Here is a 19885-nt window from a genome sequence, read left to right on the forward strand (position 1 = left end):
CGTTCATCTCTCCTTTTACAATGTTAGTTTTGAATTAATGTTTTTCCTGTCATTTCTTTTGGTTGTTGTAACCCGAGTAAATGAAGCATCGTTGGCGCTAAATCGCCTAAAATGCCATCTTGTCGAAGCGTAATGCCTTTTTTCGTCACGATCACAGGCACCGGATTTGTCGTATGCGCCGTATTCGGACTGCCGTCTGGATTTAACACTTCGTCGGCATTTCCGTGGTCTGCAGTAATAATCGCAATACCGCCTTTTGCAAGAATCGCATCGACAACTTTTCCTAAACATTCATCGACTGCTTCGACCGCTTTAATCGTTGGTTCTAATTTTCCAGAGTGACCGACCATGTCCGGATTGGCGTAGTTTAAAATAATCGCATCGAATTTATCTGCGTCAATTTCTTTTAATAGCGCTTCTGTTACTTCGTATGCGCTCATTTCTGGCTTTAAGTCGTATGTTGCTACTTTTGGCGAGTCAATTAAAATACGCTCTTCGCCAGGGAACTTTTCTTCACGTCCGCCGCTCATAAAGAATGTAACGTGCGGATATTTTTCTGTTTCGGCAATACGCAATTGTTTTAACCCATTTTGTGACAATACTTCACCGAGCGTATTATCAAGGTTCGTCGGCTTAAATGCCACGTACCCTTTTACTGTTTCACTAAAGTGCGTTAAGCATACGAAAAATAAGTTTTTCGGATGTTTCGGTCCACGATCGAATGAACGGAAGTCGTCATTCGTAAACGTGTTTGAAATTTGAATCGCACGGTCAGGACGGAAATTGTAAAAAATGACCGCATCATTATCTTGAATCGTTGCGACTGGCGTTCCGTCTTCACGGACGATCACAGACGGCAAGACGAACTCATCGTAAATGCCGTTTGCGTACGAATCATCGATGCACGCAAGCGGATCACGGTATGATGGACCTTCGCCGTATACCATCGCACGATATGCTTTTTCGACACGCTCCCAACGTTTATCGCGGTCCATCGAGTAATAACGACCCGATAATGTCGCGATTTCACCGACACCGATTTGTGCGATTTGTTCATTTAACTGTTGAATGTACGTTTTCGCTGTTTGCGGACCGACGTCACGTCCGTCTAAAAAGCCGTGAATATACACGTTTTTTACGCCTTCTTTTGCCGCGAGCTTCAAGAGGGCAAACAAATGATTAATGTGGCTATGCACGCCACCGTCCGAAAGAAGACCAAAGATGTGTAAATTTGTTCCGTGTTTTTTCACATGGTCCATCGCTGCTAAAAACGTTTCGTTGCGCTCAAACTCCCCTTCGCGAATAGCGATATTCACACGCGTTAAACTTTGGTATACAATACGCCCAGCACCGATGTTCAAATGACCAACTTCAGAGTTTCCCATTTGCCCTTCAGGTAAGCCAACGGCTTCCCCGCATGCGGTTAACGTTGCATGTGGGTATTCATTCCAATAGCGATCAAAGTTTGGCTTTTTCGCTTGGGCGACCGCGTTGCCAAACGTTTCTTCACGAAGAGCAAAGCCGTCTAAAATAATTAATGCTACTGGTTTTTTGCTCATTTTCCTGCCTCCACGAGTTGTAAAAACGATTGTGGTTGTAAGCTCGCACCGCCAACAAGCGCACCGTCAATATGTTCTTCCGCTAAAAACGCACCGATATTTTCCGGTTTTACGCTACCACCGTATTGAATGCGTACCGCATTAGCCGCTTCTTGTGAAAATTTGTTCGCAATGACTTGTCGAATGTAGCCGCATACGTTGTTGGCATCGTCTGCTGTGGACGATTTTCCTGTTCCAATCGCCCAAATTGGCTCATAGGCGATGACGACTTGCTTTACTTGTTCTTCTGTTAAGCCTTCAAGCGCTTTTTCAACTTGTGCACCAACGACTTCGTTTGTGCGGTTGCTTTCGCGCTCTGCTAACGTCTCTCCGCAACAAACAATCGGTACAAGTCCATGTTTAAACGCAGCAACTACTTTTTTGTTGACTGTTTCATCTGTTTCAGCAAACATTTCACGGCGTTCGGAGTGCCCAATGATGACATACTCAACTCCGAGATCTTTTAACGCAACAGGACTAATTTCCCCTGTAAAAGCACCTTGCTCTTCAAAATGCATGTTTTGCGCACCAATTTTCACATTTGTTCCCTTTGTTGCCTCAACTAAATGGGCTAAAAATAACGCTGGGGCACATACGACCGTGTCCACTTGCTCGTTTGAAGGAACGGCATGTTTTACTTCTTCCACAAATTGAAGCGCTTCGTTTAACGTTTTATGCATTTTCCAGTTTCCTGCAATAATCGGCTTCCGCATCGCTTTTAGCTCCTTTCTTACTTATCATTTAAAGCTACGACACCTGGAAGTTGTTTACCTTCCATAAATTCAAGCGACGCCCCGCCACCTGTTGAAATGTGATCCATTTTGTCTGCAAGTCCAAATTTTTCAACTGCCGCTGCTGAATCCCCGCCGCCGATGACTGTATACGTATCTTGCGCGTCAGCAAGCGCTTGTGCGACAGCTTTTGTTCCTTCAGCGAACGCGTCCATTTCGAACACACCCATCGGACCGTTCCAAATAACAAGTTTCGATTTCAAAATGACGTCGCGATACAATTCGCGTGTTTTCGGACCGATGTCAAGTCCTTCCCAATCACTTGGAATTTCGTCGATATTGACTACTTTTTTGTTCGCGTCGTTTGAAAAATCGTCAGCTACGACTGCATCCACAGGCATGTAGAAGTTTACGCCTTTTTCTTTCGCTTTTTCCATGAACGATTTCGCTAATTCAATTTTATCCTCTTCTAGTAACGATTTTCCAATTTCATGACCGAGCGCTTTTACAAATGTGTACGCTAATCCGCCACCAATAATTAAATTATCGACTTTGTCTAGTAAGTTTTCGATGACACCAATTTTATCTTTTACTTTTGCGCCACCAATAATTGCCGTAAACGGACGGTCCGGGTTTGATAACGCCTTTCCTAACACTTCGATTTCTTTTTCCATTAAAAATCCAGCGACAGCAGGCAAGTGATGGGCAATTCCTTCTGTCGATGCATGTGCGCGATGTGCTGCACCGAACGCATCGTTTACGTATATATCAGCAAGTTCTGCAAATGCTTTTGCTAACTCTGGATCGTTTTTCTCTTCGCCAGGATAGAAGCGTACGTTTTCAAGCAACAACACATCGCCTTCATTCATTTCGGCAATCGCAGCTTTCACCGCATCGCCATACGCTTCATCTGTTTTCACAACACGTTTGCCGAGCAGTTCGCTCAGACGTTCTGCCACAGCATTTAAGCGCATCTCTTCAACGACTTTTCCTTTCGGGCGACCAAGATGGCTCGCTAAAATGACTTTTGCTCCTTGCTCCATTAAATATTGAATCGTTGGGAGCGCGGCGCGAATACGCGTATCGTCAGTTACGACACCGTTTTGCATTGGCACGTTGAAATCGACGCGGCAAAATACACGTTTTCCTTTCACATCAATGTCACGAACTGTTTTTTTGTTCATGGAAAGGCCTCCTTATTCGTGTGATACATAGAAAGGGAGTGGGGATGATCCCCGCTCCCCTTCTCGGTATGTCCAACTATTTATTATAAACCGTTTTGGGCAAACAATCCAAAAAATTATAAACCTTTTGATGCAATGTATGCAGCAAGGTCAACAACACGATGAGAATATCCTGTTTCGTTGTCGTACCAAGAAAGAACTTTCACCATGCGACCTTCCATGACCATTGTTGAAAGCGCATCGATTGTCGAAGAAGCTGTTGAACCGTTGTAGTCACGAGAAACAAGCGGCTCTTCGCTGTAAGCAAGAATGCCTTTTAATTCACCTTCTGCCGCTGCTTTTAACGCTGCGTTTACTTCTTCAACAGTGACTTCTTTTTCAAGTTCAGCAACAAGGTCAACAACAGATACGTTTGGTGTTGGTACGCGCATCGCCATACCATTTAATTTTCCTTTTAATTCAGGCAATACAAGTGCTACCGCTTTTGCTGCACCTGTTGATGTTGGGATGATCGATTCTGCTGCTGCGCGTGCACGACGTAAATCTTTGTGTGGTAAGTCAAGAATTTGTTGGTCGTTTGTATACGCGTGAACAGTTGTCATCATACCACGGATGATGCCGAATTTTTCATGTAATACTTTTGCAAATGGCGCTAAGCAGTTTGTTGTACAAGATGCGTTTGAAATGACATGATGGTTTGCTGGATCATATTTGTCTTGGTTTACGCCCATGACGATTGTAATGTCTTCATTTGTCGCTGGTGCAGAAATGATCACTTTCTTCGCACCTGCTTCTAAATGTTTCGCTGCGTCTTCGCGTTTTGTGAAACGTCCTGTTGATTCAACAACGATATCGACACCAAGCTCGCCCCATCCTAAGTTTGCTGGGTCGCGCTCTGCTTTTACAATAATTTCTTTGCCGTTGACAACGATGTTATTACCATTTACTGTAACTTCTGCATCTAAAGTGCCGTGAACAGAGTCATATTTCAAAAGATGTGCTAACGTTTTTGCATCTGTTAAGTCGTTAACTGCAACTACTTCAATTTCAGGATTTTTTAATGCTGCGCGAAATACGTTACGGCCGATACGACCAAAACCGTTAATACCAATTTTTACTGCCATCGTTTTTGTCCTCCTTTGGAATTGTAGGAATATATTTTAGAGGGATGAATCATCCCGTACTAACTGTTTTGCTGCACCTTCATCTGTAATTAAGATGCACCGATTTGCCTGTTTCATATACGCTTGAATTGCTTTTGCTTTCGAAGCGCCTCCTGCGACTGCAATGACACAAGGAACGTGGCGTACATCTTCGAGTTGAATACCAACTGTATTTACTTTATGAACAACTTCTCCATATTGATTAAAGTAATATCCAAACGCCTCCGCCACCGCTTTATTTTGCTCAATTTTTGCCATCTCTTCTGGAGGGGTTTTTCTTCGCTCCGCCATCGTTTTCGCGTCACCTATACCGTGAATGACGATCGTTGATGACTTAATTAATTCAAGCACTTCTTTAATGGCAGGCTCTTCAATAATTGATTGATACGTTTCAGCACTTAATTGATCAGGAACATGTAGCAAACGATAATGTCCCATTGCTTTTTCAGCCATGCGCGCACAGATCGTGTTTGCTTGATTTGTTACATCTTCTCCAAGTCCACCGCGCGCTGGAACAAATAGTACATCGCGGTATTTGACATCAGGTGTCATCATTTCAGCAACCGCAGCAAGGGTTGTTCCACCAGTTACTGCCACAATGTCATTTCCTTTTAGTGAGTGCTTTATACGTGAGACACAAGCTCTTCCCATCTCTCTTTTCACCCAAGGAGACTGATCACTATCACCAGCAACGACAATGACATCTTCGACAGGAAGTTTCTTTTTTATTTTTCTTTCCAACTCTTTTAGCCCTAACACTTCTCGCATCATGTCTTCAAGTTGCATGAGCACATCATTTCCTTCCGACGTCACGCTCATGCCTGCAGCTGTTATATCAAGCAAGTTTTGTTCCTTTAAAAACTGCACTTCCGACCGCAAGACACGCTCGCTAATTCCTAAGTTTAGCGAAAGCGTCCGCCGTCCGATCGGTTGCATTAAGCGAATGTGCTGCAAAATTTCATAACGTTTTTGCATAATAGCGAGAAGATCAGGCAACAATTTTCGTTGAACATCAATCCATTGTCGCATGACTTATTCTTCCTTTTTACTCACTTTTTTCTCTATCTGGACGTTTTAAGTCCCACTACGTCATATTGTGTCCCACTTGGTCCAAAAAAATTCACCCCTGCTACAACTTTATTGTAACAGGAAGTGAAACGTTATTCAACTGCTTCGCATTTGTTGTAATCGCTTTCTTATGACATCTTTGTGAATGCGACCGTACGCAACGATATGTCCATCGATTTCAATGACAGGAATCATAAGATGGTACTGTTCGAGTAATCGCTCATCTTTATAAATATCGACTTCTTCCCACTCCACTTGTAACTCGCGAAGGATAGATTTGGCTTCATCGCAAAGACAGCAGTTTTGTTTCGAATATACGACGACTTTCATGTTTTGTCCCCTTCATGCATATTGCTTTCGTTTCGAAGCTGGCGGAATATGAAGTTGTTCACGATATTTCGCAACCGTTCGCCGCGCTACACAAATATTGTAGCGTTGCTCGAGTAAATCAGCAATGTTTTGATCAGAAAGAGGTTTTTGCCCATTTTCTTGCTTAATTAATTCCGCAATTAAGCTTTTTACTTTTTCTTGAGACGCATGTTCATCCACACCGCTTGTAAAAAAGCGACGCATGTCAATTAAACCGTGGGGGGTTTGCATATATTTATTCTTCACTGCGCGACTGACAGTCGATTCATGAATGTTTAGCGCCGTTGCAACTTCGCGCATCGTAAGTGGCTTCATATGGAGCGAACCTTTCTCAAAATAATCGCGTTGTCGATAAACGAGCTCACATGCAATTTGCTCAATCGTCGTGGCTCGCTGAGTTAAACAACGTTGAATCCAAAGAAACTGTTGTCTTTTTTCTTCAATATATTTTTGAACACGCGGATCATCCGTCTGTACTTTTCGTTCGTACGATTCATTCCATACGATTGTTGGAATGATGTCTTCATTTATCGTTACACTCCATGCCCCATTACTATATGACACGATGACATCGGGCACAATGTACGTCATTTGTTCATCGTTATACAAACTTCCTGGGCGTGGATGAAGCGTACGAATAAGCTCCCACACTCGCTGTAAGTCTGCTAACTCCACACCTAGTTTTGCTTTCATTTCTTTCCATTTTTTATGAACAAATGGCTCGAAATACTCCGTCACAATCGTCTCTGCTAGCTCATTCCTTTGAGGAAGACGAATGAGTTGTAAATATAGACAATGCGGCAAATTTTCCGCTCCTACCCCCGCAGGATCAAGTGAACGTAAAATATGAAGTGCCCGCGACACAATCGTTTCTTCTATTTGAAGATGGCAAGCCGCCTCTGCAATTGTTGTATGCAAATAACCATATTCATCAAGTGACGCAATTAAATAATCAAGTGCTCTTCTCTCTTTGTCACATATATACATTCCGACAAGTTGAGCATGCAAATGAGAAGCGAGTGAACGATTAAAAGCGCTTACATTTTCGATATAATGCTTCTGATCCGTTCGTTCTCGTCGCTTATTAACCGTTCGTTTTCGTTCGCGTAGCTCGATAAATGGATTTTCAAGCGCCTGCTCATGTAAAAGCGATTGTAACTCTAGCGTCGAATATTGCAACAATTCAATCGCCTGTACAAGCTCTTTTGTCAACGCAACTTTTAGCTCTTGCCTTTGCGTTAATTGCATCTCCATTCATGCCATCTCCCTTCATCCTCATTTTATCATCTCTTTTAGGGAGAGACGATAAAAACATATTGGATGTTTTTTCTACTATGCATATGCACCGACGGCATGTTATCATTCTTATAGAACAAGCGAGCAAGCCTCGCAAAATTCATCCATTCGTCCGGTGTGGCTCACCGGACTTTATTTTTTTATGTAAAAAGTAAAAACCCCCTGCTTGCTATGTAAGCAGGGGGTGACTGACGCCCTCGGCAGGATTCGAACCCACGCTAAGAGAACCGGAATCTCTCGTGCTATCCACTACACTACGAGGGCATAATGATAAATGCACTTACCATTATAGTGAAGAAGAAAAAAAAATGCAATAGCGGTGACGTTTAAAATTTCAAAAAGCGGAAACGATGAAAGAAGGGATGCAGAAGAAAAAAAGCGAATACATATAAATAAAAGGTATTTCATTTGACCTTTATTGACCTTTTTTGTATGATAAAAGTACATAAAAAACGATCTATCGGAGGAGGAAGAGCATGAACTTAATTCCTACAGTCATTGAACAAACGAGCCGTGGAGAACGCGCATATGACATTTACTCTCGCTTATTAAAAGACCGCATTATTATTTTAGGAAGTCCAATTGACGATCATGTAGCAAACTCAATCGTATCTCAGCTTTTATTTTTAGCAGCCGAAGATCCTGAAAAAGACATTTCCCTTTACATTAACAGCCCTGGTGGTTCGATTACAGCAGGCATGGCGATTTACGATACAATGCAATTTATTAAGCCAGACGTATCAACGATTTGTATCGGTATGGCAGCTTCTATGGGAGCATTTTTACTTGCAGCTGGCGCTAAAGGAAAACGTTTCGCATTGCCAAATAGTGAGATCATGATTCACCAACCGCTCGGTGGTGTGCAAGGTCAAGCAACAGAAATTGAAATTGCAGCGAAACGTATTTTATTCTTGCGCGACAAATTAAACCGCATCTTATCTGAAAATACAGGGCAACCGATCGAAGTGATCGAGCGCGATACAGATCGCGATAACTTTATGACAGCAGAAAAAGCAAAAGAATACGGTTTAATTGACCGCGTATTAACGCGCGTTGATGAAAAATAAAACAAGGCGGTTCCCCCGCCTTGTTTTATTATGATTCTTGTTCAACATATTGAACAAGCTTATTTAACGCTTCTTGCTCATCGGATCCGTTTGCATAAATGGTAATGACGGCTCCTGAATGGATCGCTAAACTCATCAATCCCATAATGCTTTTCGCATTCACTTTTTTACCGTCTTTTTCAATATAAATATCAGCTGAAAAGCGGTTTGCTTCTTGAACAAACAACGCAGCTGGACGCGCTTGCAATCCTGTTTTTAACCGTACTTCCACTTGTTTTTCTACCATCATGCATTCCTCCCATAGTTTATAAAGATTTATGAAAATCAATAGGCTGACCGGCCCGAAGTCGCTCGGCAATTTCATCTAGTTTGCGCAGACGATGGTTAATGCCAGATTTGCTAATTTTCCCGCCAGAAACCATCTCCCCAAGCTCTTTTAGCGTCACATCTTGATATTCAATGCGCAATTTTGCAATTTCACGAAGTTTTTCCGGGAGTTGATCAAGTCCAATCGTCTCATCAATATAACGAATATTTTCCACTTGGCGTAAAGCTGCTCCAATTGTTTTGTTTAAGTTCGCCGTTTCGCAATTAACAAGCCGATTCACGGAGTTGCGCATATCCCGCACGATGCGCACATCTTCAAAGCGGAGTAGCGCTTGATGCGCTCCGATAATGCTTAAAAACTCGGCAATTTTCTCTGCTTCTTTTAAATACGTAATAAACCCTTTTTTTCTTTCTAACGTGCGAGCATGTAAATAAAAAGCCGTGTTCATCAGTTCACAAAGCGATTCGTTATGTTCACGATATAGAGAGAAGATTTCTAAATGATAAGACGATGTTTCTGGATTGTTGATAGATCCCCCTGCCAAAAAAGCCCCGCGCAAATACGAACGCTTGCAACATTTTTTTTGGACAAGTTCCGGTGAAATGGAATGGACAAACGAAAATCCTTCTTCCATAATTTTTAAATCCGATAACAATTCAGATGTTCCTTCGACAACACGTACGATATATACATTATTTTTCTTTAAGCGCATCTTTTTACGCACAAGTAACTCGACTGCTACGTTGTATCCTTTTTTTAATAACGTATAAATACGCCTTGCGATTGCAGCATTTTCTGTTTGAATATTTAACAATAAACGTCGGTTTGAAAATGAAATGGAACCGTTCATTCGAATTAAAGCAGATAACTCTGCTTTTAAACAACAAGACTTCACTTCGATACCCGTTAATTCCTTCTTTGTTTCTGATGCAAACGACAACGATTCCACCTCCTATACATGTGTGTCGTGCGAAGGAGGTGCAAGAAGCGAAACGAGCAACGCCGCTATTTTTTTCGTATCATGACGCACCGTTCCATCTCGTTCATCAATGAGCGCATCACAAATGACTTGTAAACCGAGCGCCTCTAACTCTCGTATATCACAAACGACCGGTGCGGCAAATTCTTTCGCATATCGCTCTTTTGTTTCTGGCAAAATCGGGGCATTATTAACAATGACTGCATCTAAAAATGCACACGCCATATGATCATAAAGCGCTTGCACATGATCGCTTGCTGTATAGTTTAATGTTTCCCCTGCTTGGGTCATGACGTTGCATATATATACTTTTTTCGCCTTCGATTTACATACCTCTTCGCCAATTTTAGGAACAAGTAAGTTCGGTAAAATGCTCGTGTATAAACTGCCGGGTCCAATAACAATTAAGTCTGCCGTCCGTAATTCTGTAATCGTTTCGTCAAGCGGTTCTATATTTTCCGGGGTTAAAAATACACGTTTAATTTGTTTCCCGGAATACGGAATTTTTGACTCACCTGATACGATCGTCCCGTCTTCCATTTCAGCATGCAAAACAACACTTTCATTGGCTGCTGGTAACACTTTTCCACGTACATTCAACACTTTCCCCATTTCACGGACGGCACGTACAAAATCGCCAGTAATCGACGTCATCGCTGCTAAAATTAAATTGCCAAGCGAATGACCTGATAACCCGTTTCCGTTTTCAAATCGATGTTGAAACAATTCGATAATAAGCGGTTCTACGTCAGAAAGAGCTGCAAGCACATTACGAATATCTCCAGGTGGGGGCATATCGAGTTCATCGCGCAATCTTCCTGAGCTTCCACCGTCATCTGCAACGGTAACAATGGCTGTTAAATCGACATCGTATTGTTTGAGCCCTCGAAGTAATACAGGAAGACCCGTCCCCCCACCGATGACAACAATTTTTTTCATCGATGCGTATCCTTTCTTTTTGCAATATCTCGATGTGATACGTGCGTTGTATACTCGTCAGCAAAATAACGTCCAATATACTCCGCTAACGTAACGGAACGATGCTGTCCACCTGTGCATCCTATCGCAATGACAACTTGACTTTTTCCTTCCCGTTTATAATGTGGGAGCATAAACGAAAGCAAATCCGTTACTTTTTCAATAAATTTTTGCGTTTCTGTCCACTTTAATACGTAAGATGATACTTCTTCATCCAAACCCGTTTTCGGGCGCATATGCTCAATATAATGAGGATTCGGTAAAAAGCGAACATCAAAAACGAGATCCGCATCAATCGGCAGACCGTATTTAAAACCGAATGAAACGACATTGACAGAAAAAGTTGTCGTTGCAGGCGTCGCAAATGTTTGCACAATTTTTTCACGAAGTTCACGCGGCTTTAAGTTGGACGTATCAATAATCATTTGAGCACGCCCTTTTAATTCTTCAAGCAATTGGCGCTCTAGCCGAATGCCTTCAAGTGGCAATCCGCTAGGCGCAAGGGGATGTGAGCGACGCGTTTCTTTATAACGACTCACAAGCGTAGCATCACTTGCATCTAAAAATAAAATTTGTGGGGTTACCCATGACGTTTCTGCCAAATCATCAAGTGCGGCAAAAAGACGGTCAAAAAAGTCACGGCTCCGTAAATCCATGACAAGCGCAATTTTATTCATTTTATTGCCTGATTCCCGAATTAATTCAAGAAACTTCGGTAACAACGTCGGCGGTAAATTGTCGACACAAAAATAACCTAAATCTTCAAAGCTTTGAATGGCGACCGTTTTTCCTGCCCCCGACATCCCTGTAATAATAACCATTTGAACATGTGCTGAACCTGTGCTCATCGCCCTTTCTCCTTTCTTCAACTCGGATCAAGCCGGTAAGACAACAACTCAAATTCCTCCGTATACGTAAACGTGCCATACATGATTCCTGTTCCCTTAATGACATAATCAATAATATGATAATCGCCTGGCGCCATCGGCAACGTTGGAATCTGTTCAATTGGATGCCAAGCGAGCTCCCCTTCTTCACATTGTAATACGTTTTCGCCGTCAAAATGTTCCGCAAAAAACGTAAACATCATCCATTCGGAAACGACTTCTTCCCCTCGTTTCATCACAAACGTAAATACCCCTTTTAATTGAGGTTTTTTCAAATAAACGCCTGTTTCTTCACGATATTCTCGCACACAAGCTTCACGTATCGATTCTCCTTGTTCCATCTTCCCACCGGGCGCTACCCACCAACCGCGCCGAGGTTTTTTTAACAAAAGAACGTGTCCGTCTTTTACTAATACACAGTTCGTCACTCGTTGCAACGTCCGTTCACCTCAATAATGAATATGTTTTTTCCATTATACTATTTCTTACAAAAGGTCACAAAGTATAAATTTTGAAACGTTTTCATGACCATGAGCAAAAAAGAAAGCACGGGACGAAAGCCCGTGCCAACAAGTGTATATAAAAAGGGGGTCAATTACTTACTTTTATCATACTCTTTTATTATTTCAAGCGTGTTACAGTTCAATTAAAGCAACATTACGTTTTCGTTACTGAATGTTAAGCTTTTCCTTTAGTTCTTCCACGTAATGTTGGGCGCTTTGTGCCGCAATGCTACCATCACCTGTTGCTGTAACAATTTGACGAAGCGACTTTTCACGAACATCCCCCGCAGCAAAAATGCCCGGTACTTTTGTTTCCATTAGTTCATTCGTTTCAATGTAGCCATTTTCATTCGTAATGCCAAGTGAAGCAAACGGCTTTGTCAACGGCACCATCCCGATATAAATGAACACACCATCACACGGAAACTCGCGCTCTTCCCCTGTTTGTGTATGAACGAGCGTGACACTACCGACTCGACCATCTTTTTCGTTAATTTGCTTGACTGTATGGTTCCAAATAAAATCGATTTTTTCATTCGCAAACGCTCGTTGCTGTAAAATTTTTTGCGCACGCAACTGGTCGCGACGGTGAACGATCGTCACTTTACTTGCAAAACGCGTTAAATATACACCTTCTTCAACGGCAGAATCTCCACCGCCTACAACGACAAGTTCTTTCCCTTTAAAAAACGCTCCGTCACATACCGCACAATATGAAACACCACGTCCCCCTAATTCTTTCTCACCAGGAACGCCAAGCTTTTTATACTCCGCTCCTGTTGCAATAATAATGGCACGAGCTTTATATTGTTGATTACTTGTTACGACTGTTTTATATTCCTCGCCATCAATTACTTCTTTTACATCACCATATGCATATTCAGCACCAAATTTTTTCGCATGTTCAAACATTTTTGTTGCTAATTCAGGCCCAAGAATATGGTCATAACCTGGATAGTTTTCTACTTCTTCTGTATTTGCCATTTGACCGCCGGGAACCCCGCGTTCAAGCATGAGTGTCGACAAATTCGCCCGAGAAGTATATACTGCCGCCGTCATTCCTGCAGGTCCTGCGCCAATAATAATGACGTCATAAATTTTTTCTTGTGACACGTTTCTTCCACCCTTTCTTTATACATAGCTCTCCATTTTATCGTTTCCATATTTCTATCGTAATACAACAAAAGAAAAGGCGTCCATTAACTTGCTCATTCGTGCCACTGTTGTTTGATGATTTTTACATACTTTCCAACCGTCGCAACAGATACACCGTAACGCTCCGCAAGCATGCGCTGTGTCACACGTTGACCGCGCTGTCTGCGAAACATATATTCAAACGCCGCCGCCCACGCTTGATGATTAGAAAATGAATCGATCCCCTTCATCGCCTCGACAAAAAAAGAAAACCAAGCAATGTATAACGGTTCATATTCAAACCCATTATGTTGAATAAGCAACGTCACAATACGATGGGCATCGACAATATATGTCGGCACTTGTTGGTCATGGCCATATACGTAGTCGTTCCATTGCTGTAGAAGTGGATGAGACCATGACTGTTTTGGAAACGGACAATCATTTGTCATAAACGATTTGCTGATTAAATATAAAGCATATAAGGAAGAAGCGACATCTTGCTTTGCAAATAACGACTGAATGTGTTCGATCGTCTGTTCCCGATAACGCCACGGTTCGCTCCCTTTTTTATCTGGATGAAGCGCAATGAATTTGTTCCACATCGACTCCGCCAACATGCGATATCCCATATGATATGCCGCATATGCGTACCAATAATAAAATGGGGCATCCCCTTCGAAACCACGGCGTTGTAATTGCCGCAACCATTGGAACGCTAAATCGTAGCGCCCGACAATTGCAAATGTCACCCCGAGCTTATACCGATGTTCAAATGAAATCGGATATACGCGCTGTAACGACTGAGTAAGTGAAAATAACCGCTCTTGTTCTTGTAAATAATACGAGAACACCGCATCGTTGCAAAGAGCATGCAAATTGCCTGGATTTTGCTTCAAAATGTATTCGATCGTTTGTCTCGCTTTCCCGACGTTTCCTTGATAAAAATAAGCTAGTGCTAAATTGTTGTAAGCTGCCCAATGCTCTGGATGTTGTTTGATCATTTCTTCAAACAAAGTAATCGCTTCTTGAAACTCACCTTTTTCAAGCAACGCACGAGCTTGTTCTTGCTTCATTAACATATCATCGTAATTCAGCCACTCATCATCGTCTTGCTCAATCGTTAAAATGTCTAATAGATCGAGCGTATACTCGGCAAACTCCCCATCCGGCTCGCGCTCCATATACTGTTCGGCATATTTCGTCGCCTCGCCAAATAATCCTAGATGGGCATAATTGTTAGCCAAAAAATAAAAACATTCCGTTAAATCATCATTATGTTCAATAACGCGCAATAGCCATTCATTCGATTGCGCATATTCCCCCAATTCTGACAATACAATCGCCAGTTGGCAAGCAAATGTACTTTGTTCTGGCTCGAGTTGCACCGCACGTTGCAAATACGCTTTCGCTTTACGTAAATCGCGGCGGCGATAACATGTGACACCTTTATTAAAAAAGTACGTACCGTCTTGAATAAACGGGATGACTTTTCCGACACGTTTTTGCAAATGTTTTTCCATCGAACCCTCCATGTTGATTTCTTTCACCGAAAGAAAGTATACCACATTTTCGCTTTAGAACAACATGGATAGGTGAAAAAGGTTTGAGTCAAGACTTTGTGGGAGATTTTTTTCTCGACCGATTTTATTGGTTATATATGGTTTTATGGACTTGTTTCATGTAAGCGCTTTTATCTACTCTTATCCTGTAGGTATGTGCCTATATCTGTGTTTTTAAAAACCTTTCAATGCTTGCAATACCTCTTAAATCGGTGCCCCTGAAGATTGGCGAAGGTATGGGATGTTATCTCGTACCACTTCTGCCATTTGCGTTTGCACGCGCTTCAGTGCCTTTTTCACGATCGTTTCTCGTTTCGTTTCTTCTCGTTCTTCCACGCAACACATCACTCCATGGCGTGTCCGAATGAGTAACGTATCTTTTATCGCGACGATCGCTCGCAACATCGCTCAATCCCTGTGTCCTTCCAACTTCGACCGTTTTTACTTCGTTTCGCAAACACCTGCATCGTTCCTTCCGCACTCCCCATCGCCCTCATGTTTGTCGTGTCGATCCCTTTTTCCTTCAGCCATATGCGATAGTCACGCAAACATCCTGGCATCTCCTCGATTCGACGAACAAGCGCCTCGAGTTGCTTTTCCTTCTCCTCATGTTCTAGCGTACCGATGGCACTTGTGAGTTCTCGTAACACGCCTTCTTCATCCCATGATGCTAATTTCTTTCGAATCACCCGATATCTTGCATGACCTCGGAACAATTGACGAATCTCTCTCGCCACATGGAACCGATCGAGTTGAACGTACCCTCTGTCCCCGAAATATTCTCGACACGCTGTGATCCATGGGGCACCATCTCCATTGATGACCACCCAATCATCAAGCGGATCATAGCCATATTCCTTCGTCAGAAAATTCTCTACAGCCTCCCAAACCGGTTCATTCGTTTGATGAACCATATACCGTCGATTCACTAAGGATACGCGCTTCCCGTTTTTCTCCCATCCTTGGTGAATCGTGATGATCTTTTCTTCTTTTCCTTTGATGCGGCTTCGTTGACGTTTCACGTACAACCCGTCCGCTTCGATAAAAAACACACGCCCTTTTTTCACCATCGTACGGTGCCCCTTCACCTCTGCCTCGGTGATGGATTGGCGAATCGTTTCGTGGCTCATACATGCGTATCCCACCAGTTTTGCTAAGGACTGGGCAGCTTGTCGATACGATGAACCTGTCACTGCCAGATGAATCGCTGTTTCTTCTAACAACGGACTGACTCCATGTGCCCCCTCAAACTGAAGAAAAGCATCCAATAGACAGACATACCTCCGTTTTTCTCGATCGAAGTAATAGTTCCGCTTGACTTCCACTTCTCCAAACATCGTCTGCATCCGTATCCCTCGTTTATCTTTGAGCGCGTATCGTTTTTTATCTCGTTTTTCCGCCAATGTGTGATCGATGTCCTCCAACAACTGTTGAAGCAGTTGACCATATTCTTTTTGCATATGCCGAAACAATAACTGTTCAATGTCTTTCCATGTGACTCCATCTGTGATATAATCCTGCATGGGCTCCACTCCTTTCTTTGGTTGTTTTTTTCGCACTTACTACCTTACAGGAGGAGAGCCCATTTTTCATCTATTTTGCTTACATATCGGACAGGTTCCTGATTATACCAAATCAGGAACCTGTCTTTTTTTCTCCCACAAACATTTTACTCATACCTGAAATGTGCTGGATTGACGGGTAAGCTTTTTAAGCATCGGGCATAGGAATAAACTAGGTGCCACGACCAATGCCATTCCAATAAATGGGAATGCAGGTGAATACAAGTACAAGTATCCACTGACAAGTGTTAAAACCCCAGTGGTTAAACTCATGGCAAGTGATGCGTAGAGTCCATGAGCTGAAGGAATTTTGTCCTTACTAATATATTGATTAACAAAAGTCATGAATGCAAAGTGCGTGAGACCAAATGTTAAAGCGTGCAACGGTTGAGAAAACACAAAAACCAGTGGATTCTCAAAAAAATAGACACTTGACCAACGGATAATTGATGCAATCCCGGCCAATAGAAACATAGTCGCTACATCGAACTTAGTGAATACTCGATTTGAAATGTAAAAGAACCCGATTTCAGCTAAGACAGCCAAAACAAGGATTCCACCAATATAAACACTATTGATTCCTATGTGTTTAAGATAAATAACTCCGTAATTATAATAGGCAGCATGGGTACCTTGTAAAACCATACTCAGGAGTAAACATATTAAAAATGATTTTGATTTCAGTAATTCAAAGGAACCTCCTGACCGTTGAGAAAGCTTAACTCTTAAGCTTGATGGAGATCGAATTAATGATAGGATTAAAATGAATAGATTACCGAGTAAAAACAAATAGATAATATTGTTCGCATTTTTTGAGGCTACCCATCCTGTTAACACTGATGAGAGAATAAAACCGAACGATCCCCATAATCTGCATTTTCCATAGTCAATCCCATTTTCTTCTTTTGATAGAATGGAGGCCTTTGTCTCGTTGATAGGTAACAACATGGGATAGATGAGGCTGAAAAAGACCATTACTAACATAAGCCCTGCCAAATTATTAAAAGGCAAAAAACATACTAGGATGATTAGAGATAAAAAAGCGACTATAAGCGAAACGTGTGATAACCAATACCTTTTGCACAAGGCAGGAAAAATGTACGAAGTTGAAAAAGCTCTTACTAGTAATCCGATGGATATCACGATCCCTGCTTGTTGAGCAGTTAACCCTTTTGTAATCAGCCAAACGGTCCAGTACGGTAAGAAAATCCCCCAGGTGAAGAAAAATACAAAAAAGTTTGTGGATAACCATGTTTGTTTCATAACACTTCCCCTTATGTCAATACATTTTTTTTCGTTTTCTGAATGGTTTCAATAAGTTGTAGGGACAGTTCAAAAGCCTTTCTTTCTGAATCCGGATGATAGTTATCGGAGAAGGGATTAGCGAACCCGTGCTGTCCTTTAAACAACTCGACTTTTATCCCTGATTTACAGGATAATTGCTCGACGAGCCAGTTAACATTAAATGACTTTTCGTGCTCAGAAAACAGTAATAGTACGGGTAGTTTTGGGAATAAATTGAGATAGTCTCTAATCCGTGATCCATAGTAACCTATGGCCGCATCTCCTATGCCATAATGTTCGCAACATAACCAAGCTACGGTTGCACCGACGCTATACCCCCAGAACACAATGGTTTTGTATCGAGACTTTAAGGAATCTACTAAATTTAAAACTTGTTTTTTCGCTTTTCCAAATCCAATTTCATTTTTGAAATATTGGTAAGCATCTGCCTCATCATCATAATGAAAATGATCTCGATTTAATAAATTGGGGCAGTATACGTCATACCCTTTAGCGGCAATCATTTGAGCTACGTGTTTCATATGATCGTTAATCCCATAGATTTCATGTATCAGGATGACAGCAACATCAGAATAATTACAGTGTTTTAACATGATATGACAAACTCCTTATCCTTATAATTAAAGATAGAGGGGGTGTCGCGCTCCCCCTCAGTATAGGAAGTTAGTATTTGATCGGCATTGTAACAATACCATGAAAGGTAGGGTTAGGCGTCCATTCAGGTCTTTCAAGATTATATAAAGGTGTAATGTGAGAAAAACGTTGAATAACTTCTTTTTCTGCCATTTGCGTTTGCACGCGCTTCAGTGCCTTTTTCACGATCGTTTCTCGTTTCGTTTCTTCTCGTTCTTCCACGCCATACATCACCCCACGGCGTGTCCGAATAAGTAACGTATCTTTTATGGCGACGATCGCTCGCAACATCGCTCAATCCCTGTGTCCTTCCAACTTCGACCGTTTTTACTTCGTTTCGCAAACACCTGCATCGTTCCTTCCGCACTCCCCATCGCCCTCATGTTTGTCGTGTCGATCCCTTTTTCCTTCAGCCATATGCGATAGTCACGCAAACATCCTGGCATCTCCTCGATTCGACGAACAAGCGCCTCGAGTTGCTTTTCCTTCTCCCCATGTTCTAGCGTACCGATGGCACTTGTGAGTTCTCGTAACACCCCCTCTTCATCCCATGACGCGAATGTTTTTCGAATCGCCCGATATCTCGCATGACCTCGGAACAATTGCCGAATCTCTCTCGCTACATGGAACCGATCGAGCTGAACGTACCCTCTATCTCCGAAATATTCACGACAACCCGTGATCCATGGGGCACCATCTCCATTGATGACGACCCAATCTTCTAGTGGATCATACCTATATTCTTTCACTAAGAAGCTCTCGACGGCTTCCCAGATTGGCTCATTCGTTTGATGAACATAGTAGCGTCGGTTCACCAAAGAAACTCGTTTGCCGTTTTTCTCCCATCCTTGGTGAATCGTCACAATTTTCTCTTCTTTTCCTTTCATGCGGCTTCGTTGCCGTTTGACGTACAACCCGTCCGCTTCAATGAAAAACACCCGACCTTTTTTCTCCATCTTGCGGTGTCCATCGACTTCTGCCTCGACAATCAACTGACGAATCGTTTCGTGGCTCATGCACGCATATCCCACCAGTTTTTCTAAGGACTGGGCAGCTTGTCGATACGATGAACCTGTCACTGCCAGATGAATCGCTGTTTCTTCTAACAACGGACTGACTCCATGTGCCCCCTCAAACTGAAGAAAAGCATCCAACAGACAGACATACCTCTGTTTTTCCCGATCGAAGTAATAGTTCCGCTTGACTTCCACTTCTCCAAACATCGTCTGCATCCGTATCCCTCGTTTATCTTTGAGCGCGTATCGTTTTTTATCTCGTTTTTCCGCTAATGTGTGATCGATGTCCTCCAACAACTGTTGAAGCAGTTGACCATATTCTTTTTGCATATGCCGAAACAATAACTGTTCAATGTCTTTCCATGTGACTCCATCTGTGATATAATCCTGCATGGGCTCCACTCCTTTCTTTGGTTGTTTTTTTCGCACTTACTACCTTACAGGAGGAGAGCCCATTTTTCATCTATTTTGCTTACATATCAGACAGGTTCCTGATTATACCAAATCAGGAACCTGTCTTTT

Annotated in this window: 19 protein-coding genes, 1 tRNA gene and 1 pseudogene; 1 reads left to right on the top strand and 20 read right to left on the bottom strand. The window is 42.3% G+C overall.

What is annotated here, in order from left to right:
• Positions 1-23 precede the first annotated feature (23 nt).
• From gpmI to HNQ84_RS11215, 8 genes are all read right to left on the bottom strand, one after another.
• On the bottom strand, positions 24-1559 hold the full coding sequence (gene gpmI / locus HNQ84_RS11180) for a 2,3-bisphosphoglycerate-independent phosphoglycerate mutase (protein ID WP_435622157.1): 1536 nt from the start codon (positions 1557-1559) through the stop codon (positions 24-26).
• Positions 1556-2311: a triose-phosphate isomerase gene (gene tpiA / locus HNQ84_RS11185; RefSeq protein ID WP_435622158.1), complete on the bottom strand. Its 756-nt coding sequence runs from the start codon at positions 2309-2311 to the stop codon at positions 1556-1558. The genes gpmI and tpiA overlap by 4 nt, the downstream gene beginning before the upstream one ends.
• Positions 2312-2328: 17 nt before the next feature.
• Positions 2329-3513 (bottom strand): phosphoglycerate kinase, encoded by a 1185-nt coding sequence (locus HNQ84_RS11190; protein ID WP_435622159.1) that lies wholly within the window; start codon positions 3511-3513, stop codon positions 2329-2331.
• 116 nt (positions 3514-3629) lie between these two features.
• Positions 3630-4637, bottom strand: coding sequence for a type I glyceraldehyde-3-phosphate dehydrogenase (gene gap / locus HNQ84_RS11195; protein ID WP_032101170.1), 1008 nt, complete (start codon positions 4635-4637; stop codon positions 3630-3632).
• Between the two features lie 36 nt (positions 4638-4673).
• Positions 4674-5705 carry a sugar-binding transcriptional regulator gene (locus tag HNQ84_RS11200; RefSeq protein WP_435622160.1) on the bottom strand — a complete coding sequence of 344 codons (1032 nt, stop codon included), beginning with the start codon at positions 5703-5705 and terminating at the stop codon, positions 4674-4676.
• Between the two features lie 135 nt (positions 5706-5840).
• Positions 5841-6074 (bottom strand): glutaredoxin family protein, encoded by a 234-nt coding sequence (locus tag HNQ84_RS11205; protein WP_435622161.1) that lies wholly within the window; start codon positions 6072-6074, stop codon positions 5841-5843.
• A 12-nt stretch (positions 6075-6086) separates the two neighbouring features.
• Positions 6087-7367 (bottom strand): RNA polymerase factor sigma-54, encoded by a 1281-nt coding sequence (gene rpoN, locus HNQ84_RS11210; RefSeq protein ID WP_435622162.1) that lies wholly within the window; start codon positions 7365-7367, stop codon positions 6087-6089.
• A 234-nt stretch (positions 7368-7601) separates the two neighbouring features.
• Positions 7602-7673, bottom strand: a tRNA-Arg gene (locus HNQ84_RS11215).
• A 212-nt stretch (positions 7674-7885) separates the two neighbouring features.
• On the opposite strand from HNQ84_RS11215, the gene clpP reads away from it, so the two are divergent.
• Positions 7886-8476, top strand: a complete 591-nt coding sequence (clpP, locus tag HNQ84_RS11220) for an ATP-dependent Clp endopeptidase proteolytic subunit ClpP (RefSeq protein ID WP_004892507.1) — start codon at positions 7886-7888, stop codon at positions 8474-8476.
• Positions 8477-8504: 28 nt separating this feature from the next.
• Here the strand turns inward: clpP and HNQ84_RS11225 are convergent, their stop codons facing one another.
• The 12 genes and pseudogenes from HNQ84_RS11225 to HNQ84_RS11280 all read right to left on the bottom strand — a co-directional run bounded on the left by HNQ84_RS11225 (position 8505) and on the right by HNQ84_RS11280 (position 19756).
• Positions 8505-8762 carry an HPr family phosphocarrier protein gene (locus HNQ84_RS11225; RefSeq protein WP_183243824.1) on the bottom strand — a complete coding sequence of 86 codons (258 nt, stop codon included), beginning with the start codon at positions 8760-8762 and terminating at the stop codon, positions 8505-8507.
• 19 nt (positions 8763-8781) lie between these two features.
• Positions 8782-9744 (bottom strand): DNA-binding protein WhiA, encoded by a 963-nt coding sequence (gene whiA / locus HNQ84_RS11230; protein WP_435622163.1) that lies wholly within the window; start codon positions 9742-9744, stop codon positions 8782-8784.
• A gap of 12 nt (positions 9745-9756) precedes the next feature.
• Positions 9757-10722: a gluconeogenesis factor YvcK family protein gene (locus HNQ84_RS11235; RefSeq protein ID WP_435622164.1), complete on the bottom strand. Its 966-nt coding sequence runs from the start codon at positions 10720-10722 to the stop codon at positions 9757-9759.
• Positions 10719-11609 carry an RNase adapter RapZ gene (rapZ, locus tag HNQ84_RS11240; protein ID WP_435622165.1) on the bottom strand — a complete coding sequence of 297 codons (891 nt, stop codon included), beginning with the start codon at positions 11607-11609 and terminating at the stop codon, positions 10719-10721. The genes HNQ84_RS11235 and rapZ overlap by 4 nt, the downstream gene beginning before the upstream one ends.
• A 17-nt stretch (positions 11610-11626) precedes the next feature.
• Entirely contained in the window at positions 11627-12085 is a 459-nt protein-coding gene (locus HNQ84_RS11245) for an NUDIX hydrolase (RefSeq protein ID WP_032101178.1), read from the bottom strand.
• Positions 12086-12316: 231 nt separating this feature from the next.
• Complete coding sequence (gene trxB / locus HNQ84_RS11250) at positions 12317-13264, bottom strand: thioredoxin-disulfide reductase (RefSeq protein WP_435622166.1); 948 nt, start codon at positions 13262-13264, stop codon at positions 12317-12319.
• Between the two features lie 95 nt (positions 13265-13359).
• Entirely contained in the window at positions 13360-14808 is a 1449-nt protein-coding gene (locus HNQ84_RS11255; RefSeq protein WP_435622167.1) for a tetratricopeptide repeat protein, read from the bottom strand.
• Between the two features lie 243 nt (positions 14809-15051).
• Positions 15052-16370: pseudogene (locus HNQ84_RS11260) on the bottom strand (ISLre2 family transposase).
• A gap of 150 nt (positions 16371-16520) precedes the next feature.
• On the bottom strand, positions 16521-17672 hold the full coding sequence (locus tag HNQ84_RS11265) for a 3-phenylpropionate MFS transporter (RefSeq protein WP_435622168.1): 1152 nt from the start codon (positions 17670-17672) through the stop codon (positions 16521-16523).
• An 11-nt stretch (positions 17673-17683) separates the two neighbouring features.
• Positions 17684-18307 carry a dienelactone hydrolase family protein gene (locus HNQ84_RS11270; RefSeq protein ID WP_435622169.1) on the bottom strand — a complete coding sequence of 208 codons (624 nt, stop codon included), beginning with the start codon at positions 18305-18307 and terminating at the stop codon, positions 17684-17686.
• 70 nt (positions 18308-18377) lie between these two features.
• Positions 18378-18638: a hypothetical protein gene (locus HNQ84_RS11275; protein WP_435622170.1), complete on the bottom strand. Its 261-nt coding sequence runs from the start codon at positions 18636-18638 to the stop codon at positions 18378-18380.
• The gene (locus HNQ84_RS11280) at positions 18614-19756 is read right to left on the bottom strand and encodes an ISLre2 family transposase (RefSeq protein ID WP_435622171.1); all 1143 of its coding nucleotides are present in this window, start codon (positions 19754-19756) and stop codon (positions 18614-18616) included. The genes HNQ84_RS11275 and HNQ84_RS11280 overlap by 25 nt, the downstream gene beginning before the upstream one ends.
• Positions 19757-19885 lie beyond the last annotated feature (129 nt).

The organism is Anoxybacillus eryuanensis (genome assembly GCF_051200995.1).
In the GTDB taxonomy this organism is placed as follows: Bacteria; Bacillota; Bacilli; order Bacillales; family Anoxybacillaceae; genus Anoxybacillus; species Anoxybacillus tengchongensis.

Coding starts and splice junctions, on each gene's coding strand:
- HNQ84_RS11265 (WP_435622168.1), bottom strand. CDS start 17,672: ATGAAACAAACATGGTTATCCACAAACTTTTTTGTATTTTTCTTCACC.
- gpmI (WP_435622157.1), bottom strand. CDS start 1,559: ATGAGCAAAAAACCAGTAGCATTAATTATTTTAGACGGCTTTGCTCTT.
- rpoN (WP_435622162.1), bottom strand. CDS start 7,367: ATGGAGATGCAATTAACGCAAAGGCAAGAGCTAAAAGTTGCGTTGACA.
- HNQ84_RS11205 (WP_435622161.1), bottom strand. CDS start 6,074: ATGAAAGTCGTCGTATATTCGAAACAAAACTGCTGTCTTTGCGATGAA.
- HNQ84_RS11225 (WP_183243824.1), bottom strand. CDS start 8,762: ATGGTAGAAAAACAAGTGGAAGTACGGTTAAAAACAGGATTGCAAGCG.
- gap (WP_032101170.1), bottom strand. CDS start 4,637: ATGGCAGTAAAAATTGGTATTAACGGTTTTGGTCGTATCGGCCGTAAC.
- HNQ84_RS11275 (WP_435622170.1), bottom strand. CDS start 18,638: ATGTTGCGAGCGATCGTCGCCATAAAAGATACGTTACTTATTCGGACA.
- rapZ (WP_435622165.1), bottom strand. CDS start 11,609: ATGAGCACAGGTTCAGCACATGTTCAAATGGTTATTATTACAGGGATG.
- clpP (WP_004892507.1), top strand. CDS start 7,886: ATGAACTTAATTCCTACAGTCATTGAACAAACGAGCCGTGGAGAACGC.
- HNQ84_RS11235 (WP_435622164.1), bottom strand. CDS start 10,722: ATGAAAAAAATTGTTGTCATCGGTGGGGGGACGGGTCTTCCTGTATTA.
- HNQ84_RS11190 (WP_435622159.1), bottom strand. CDS start 3,513: ATGAACAAAAAAACAGTTCGTGACATTGATGTGAAAGGAAAACGTGTA.
- tpiA (WP_435622158.1), bottom strand. CDS start 2,311: ATGCGGAAGCCGATTATTGCAGGAAACTGGAAAATGCATAAAACGTTA.
- HNQ84_RS11200 (WP_435622160.1), bottom strand. CDS start 5,705: ATGCGACAATGGATTGATGTTCAACGAAAATTGTTGCCTGATCTTCTC.
- HNQ84_RS11280 (WP_435622171.1), bottom strand. CDS start 19,756: ATGCAGGATTATATCACAGATGGAGTCACATGGAAAGACATTGAACAG.
- HNQ84_RS11270 (WP_435622169.1), bottom strand. CDS start 18,307: ATGTTAAAACACTGTAATTATTCTGATGTTGCTGTCATCCTGATACAT.
- HNQ84_RS11255 (WP_435622167.1), bottom strand. CDS start 14,808: ATGGAAAAACATTTGCAAAAACGTGTCGGAAAAGTCATCCCGTTTATT.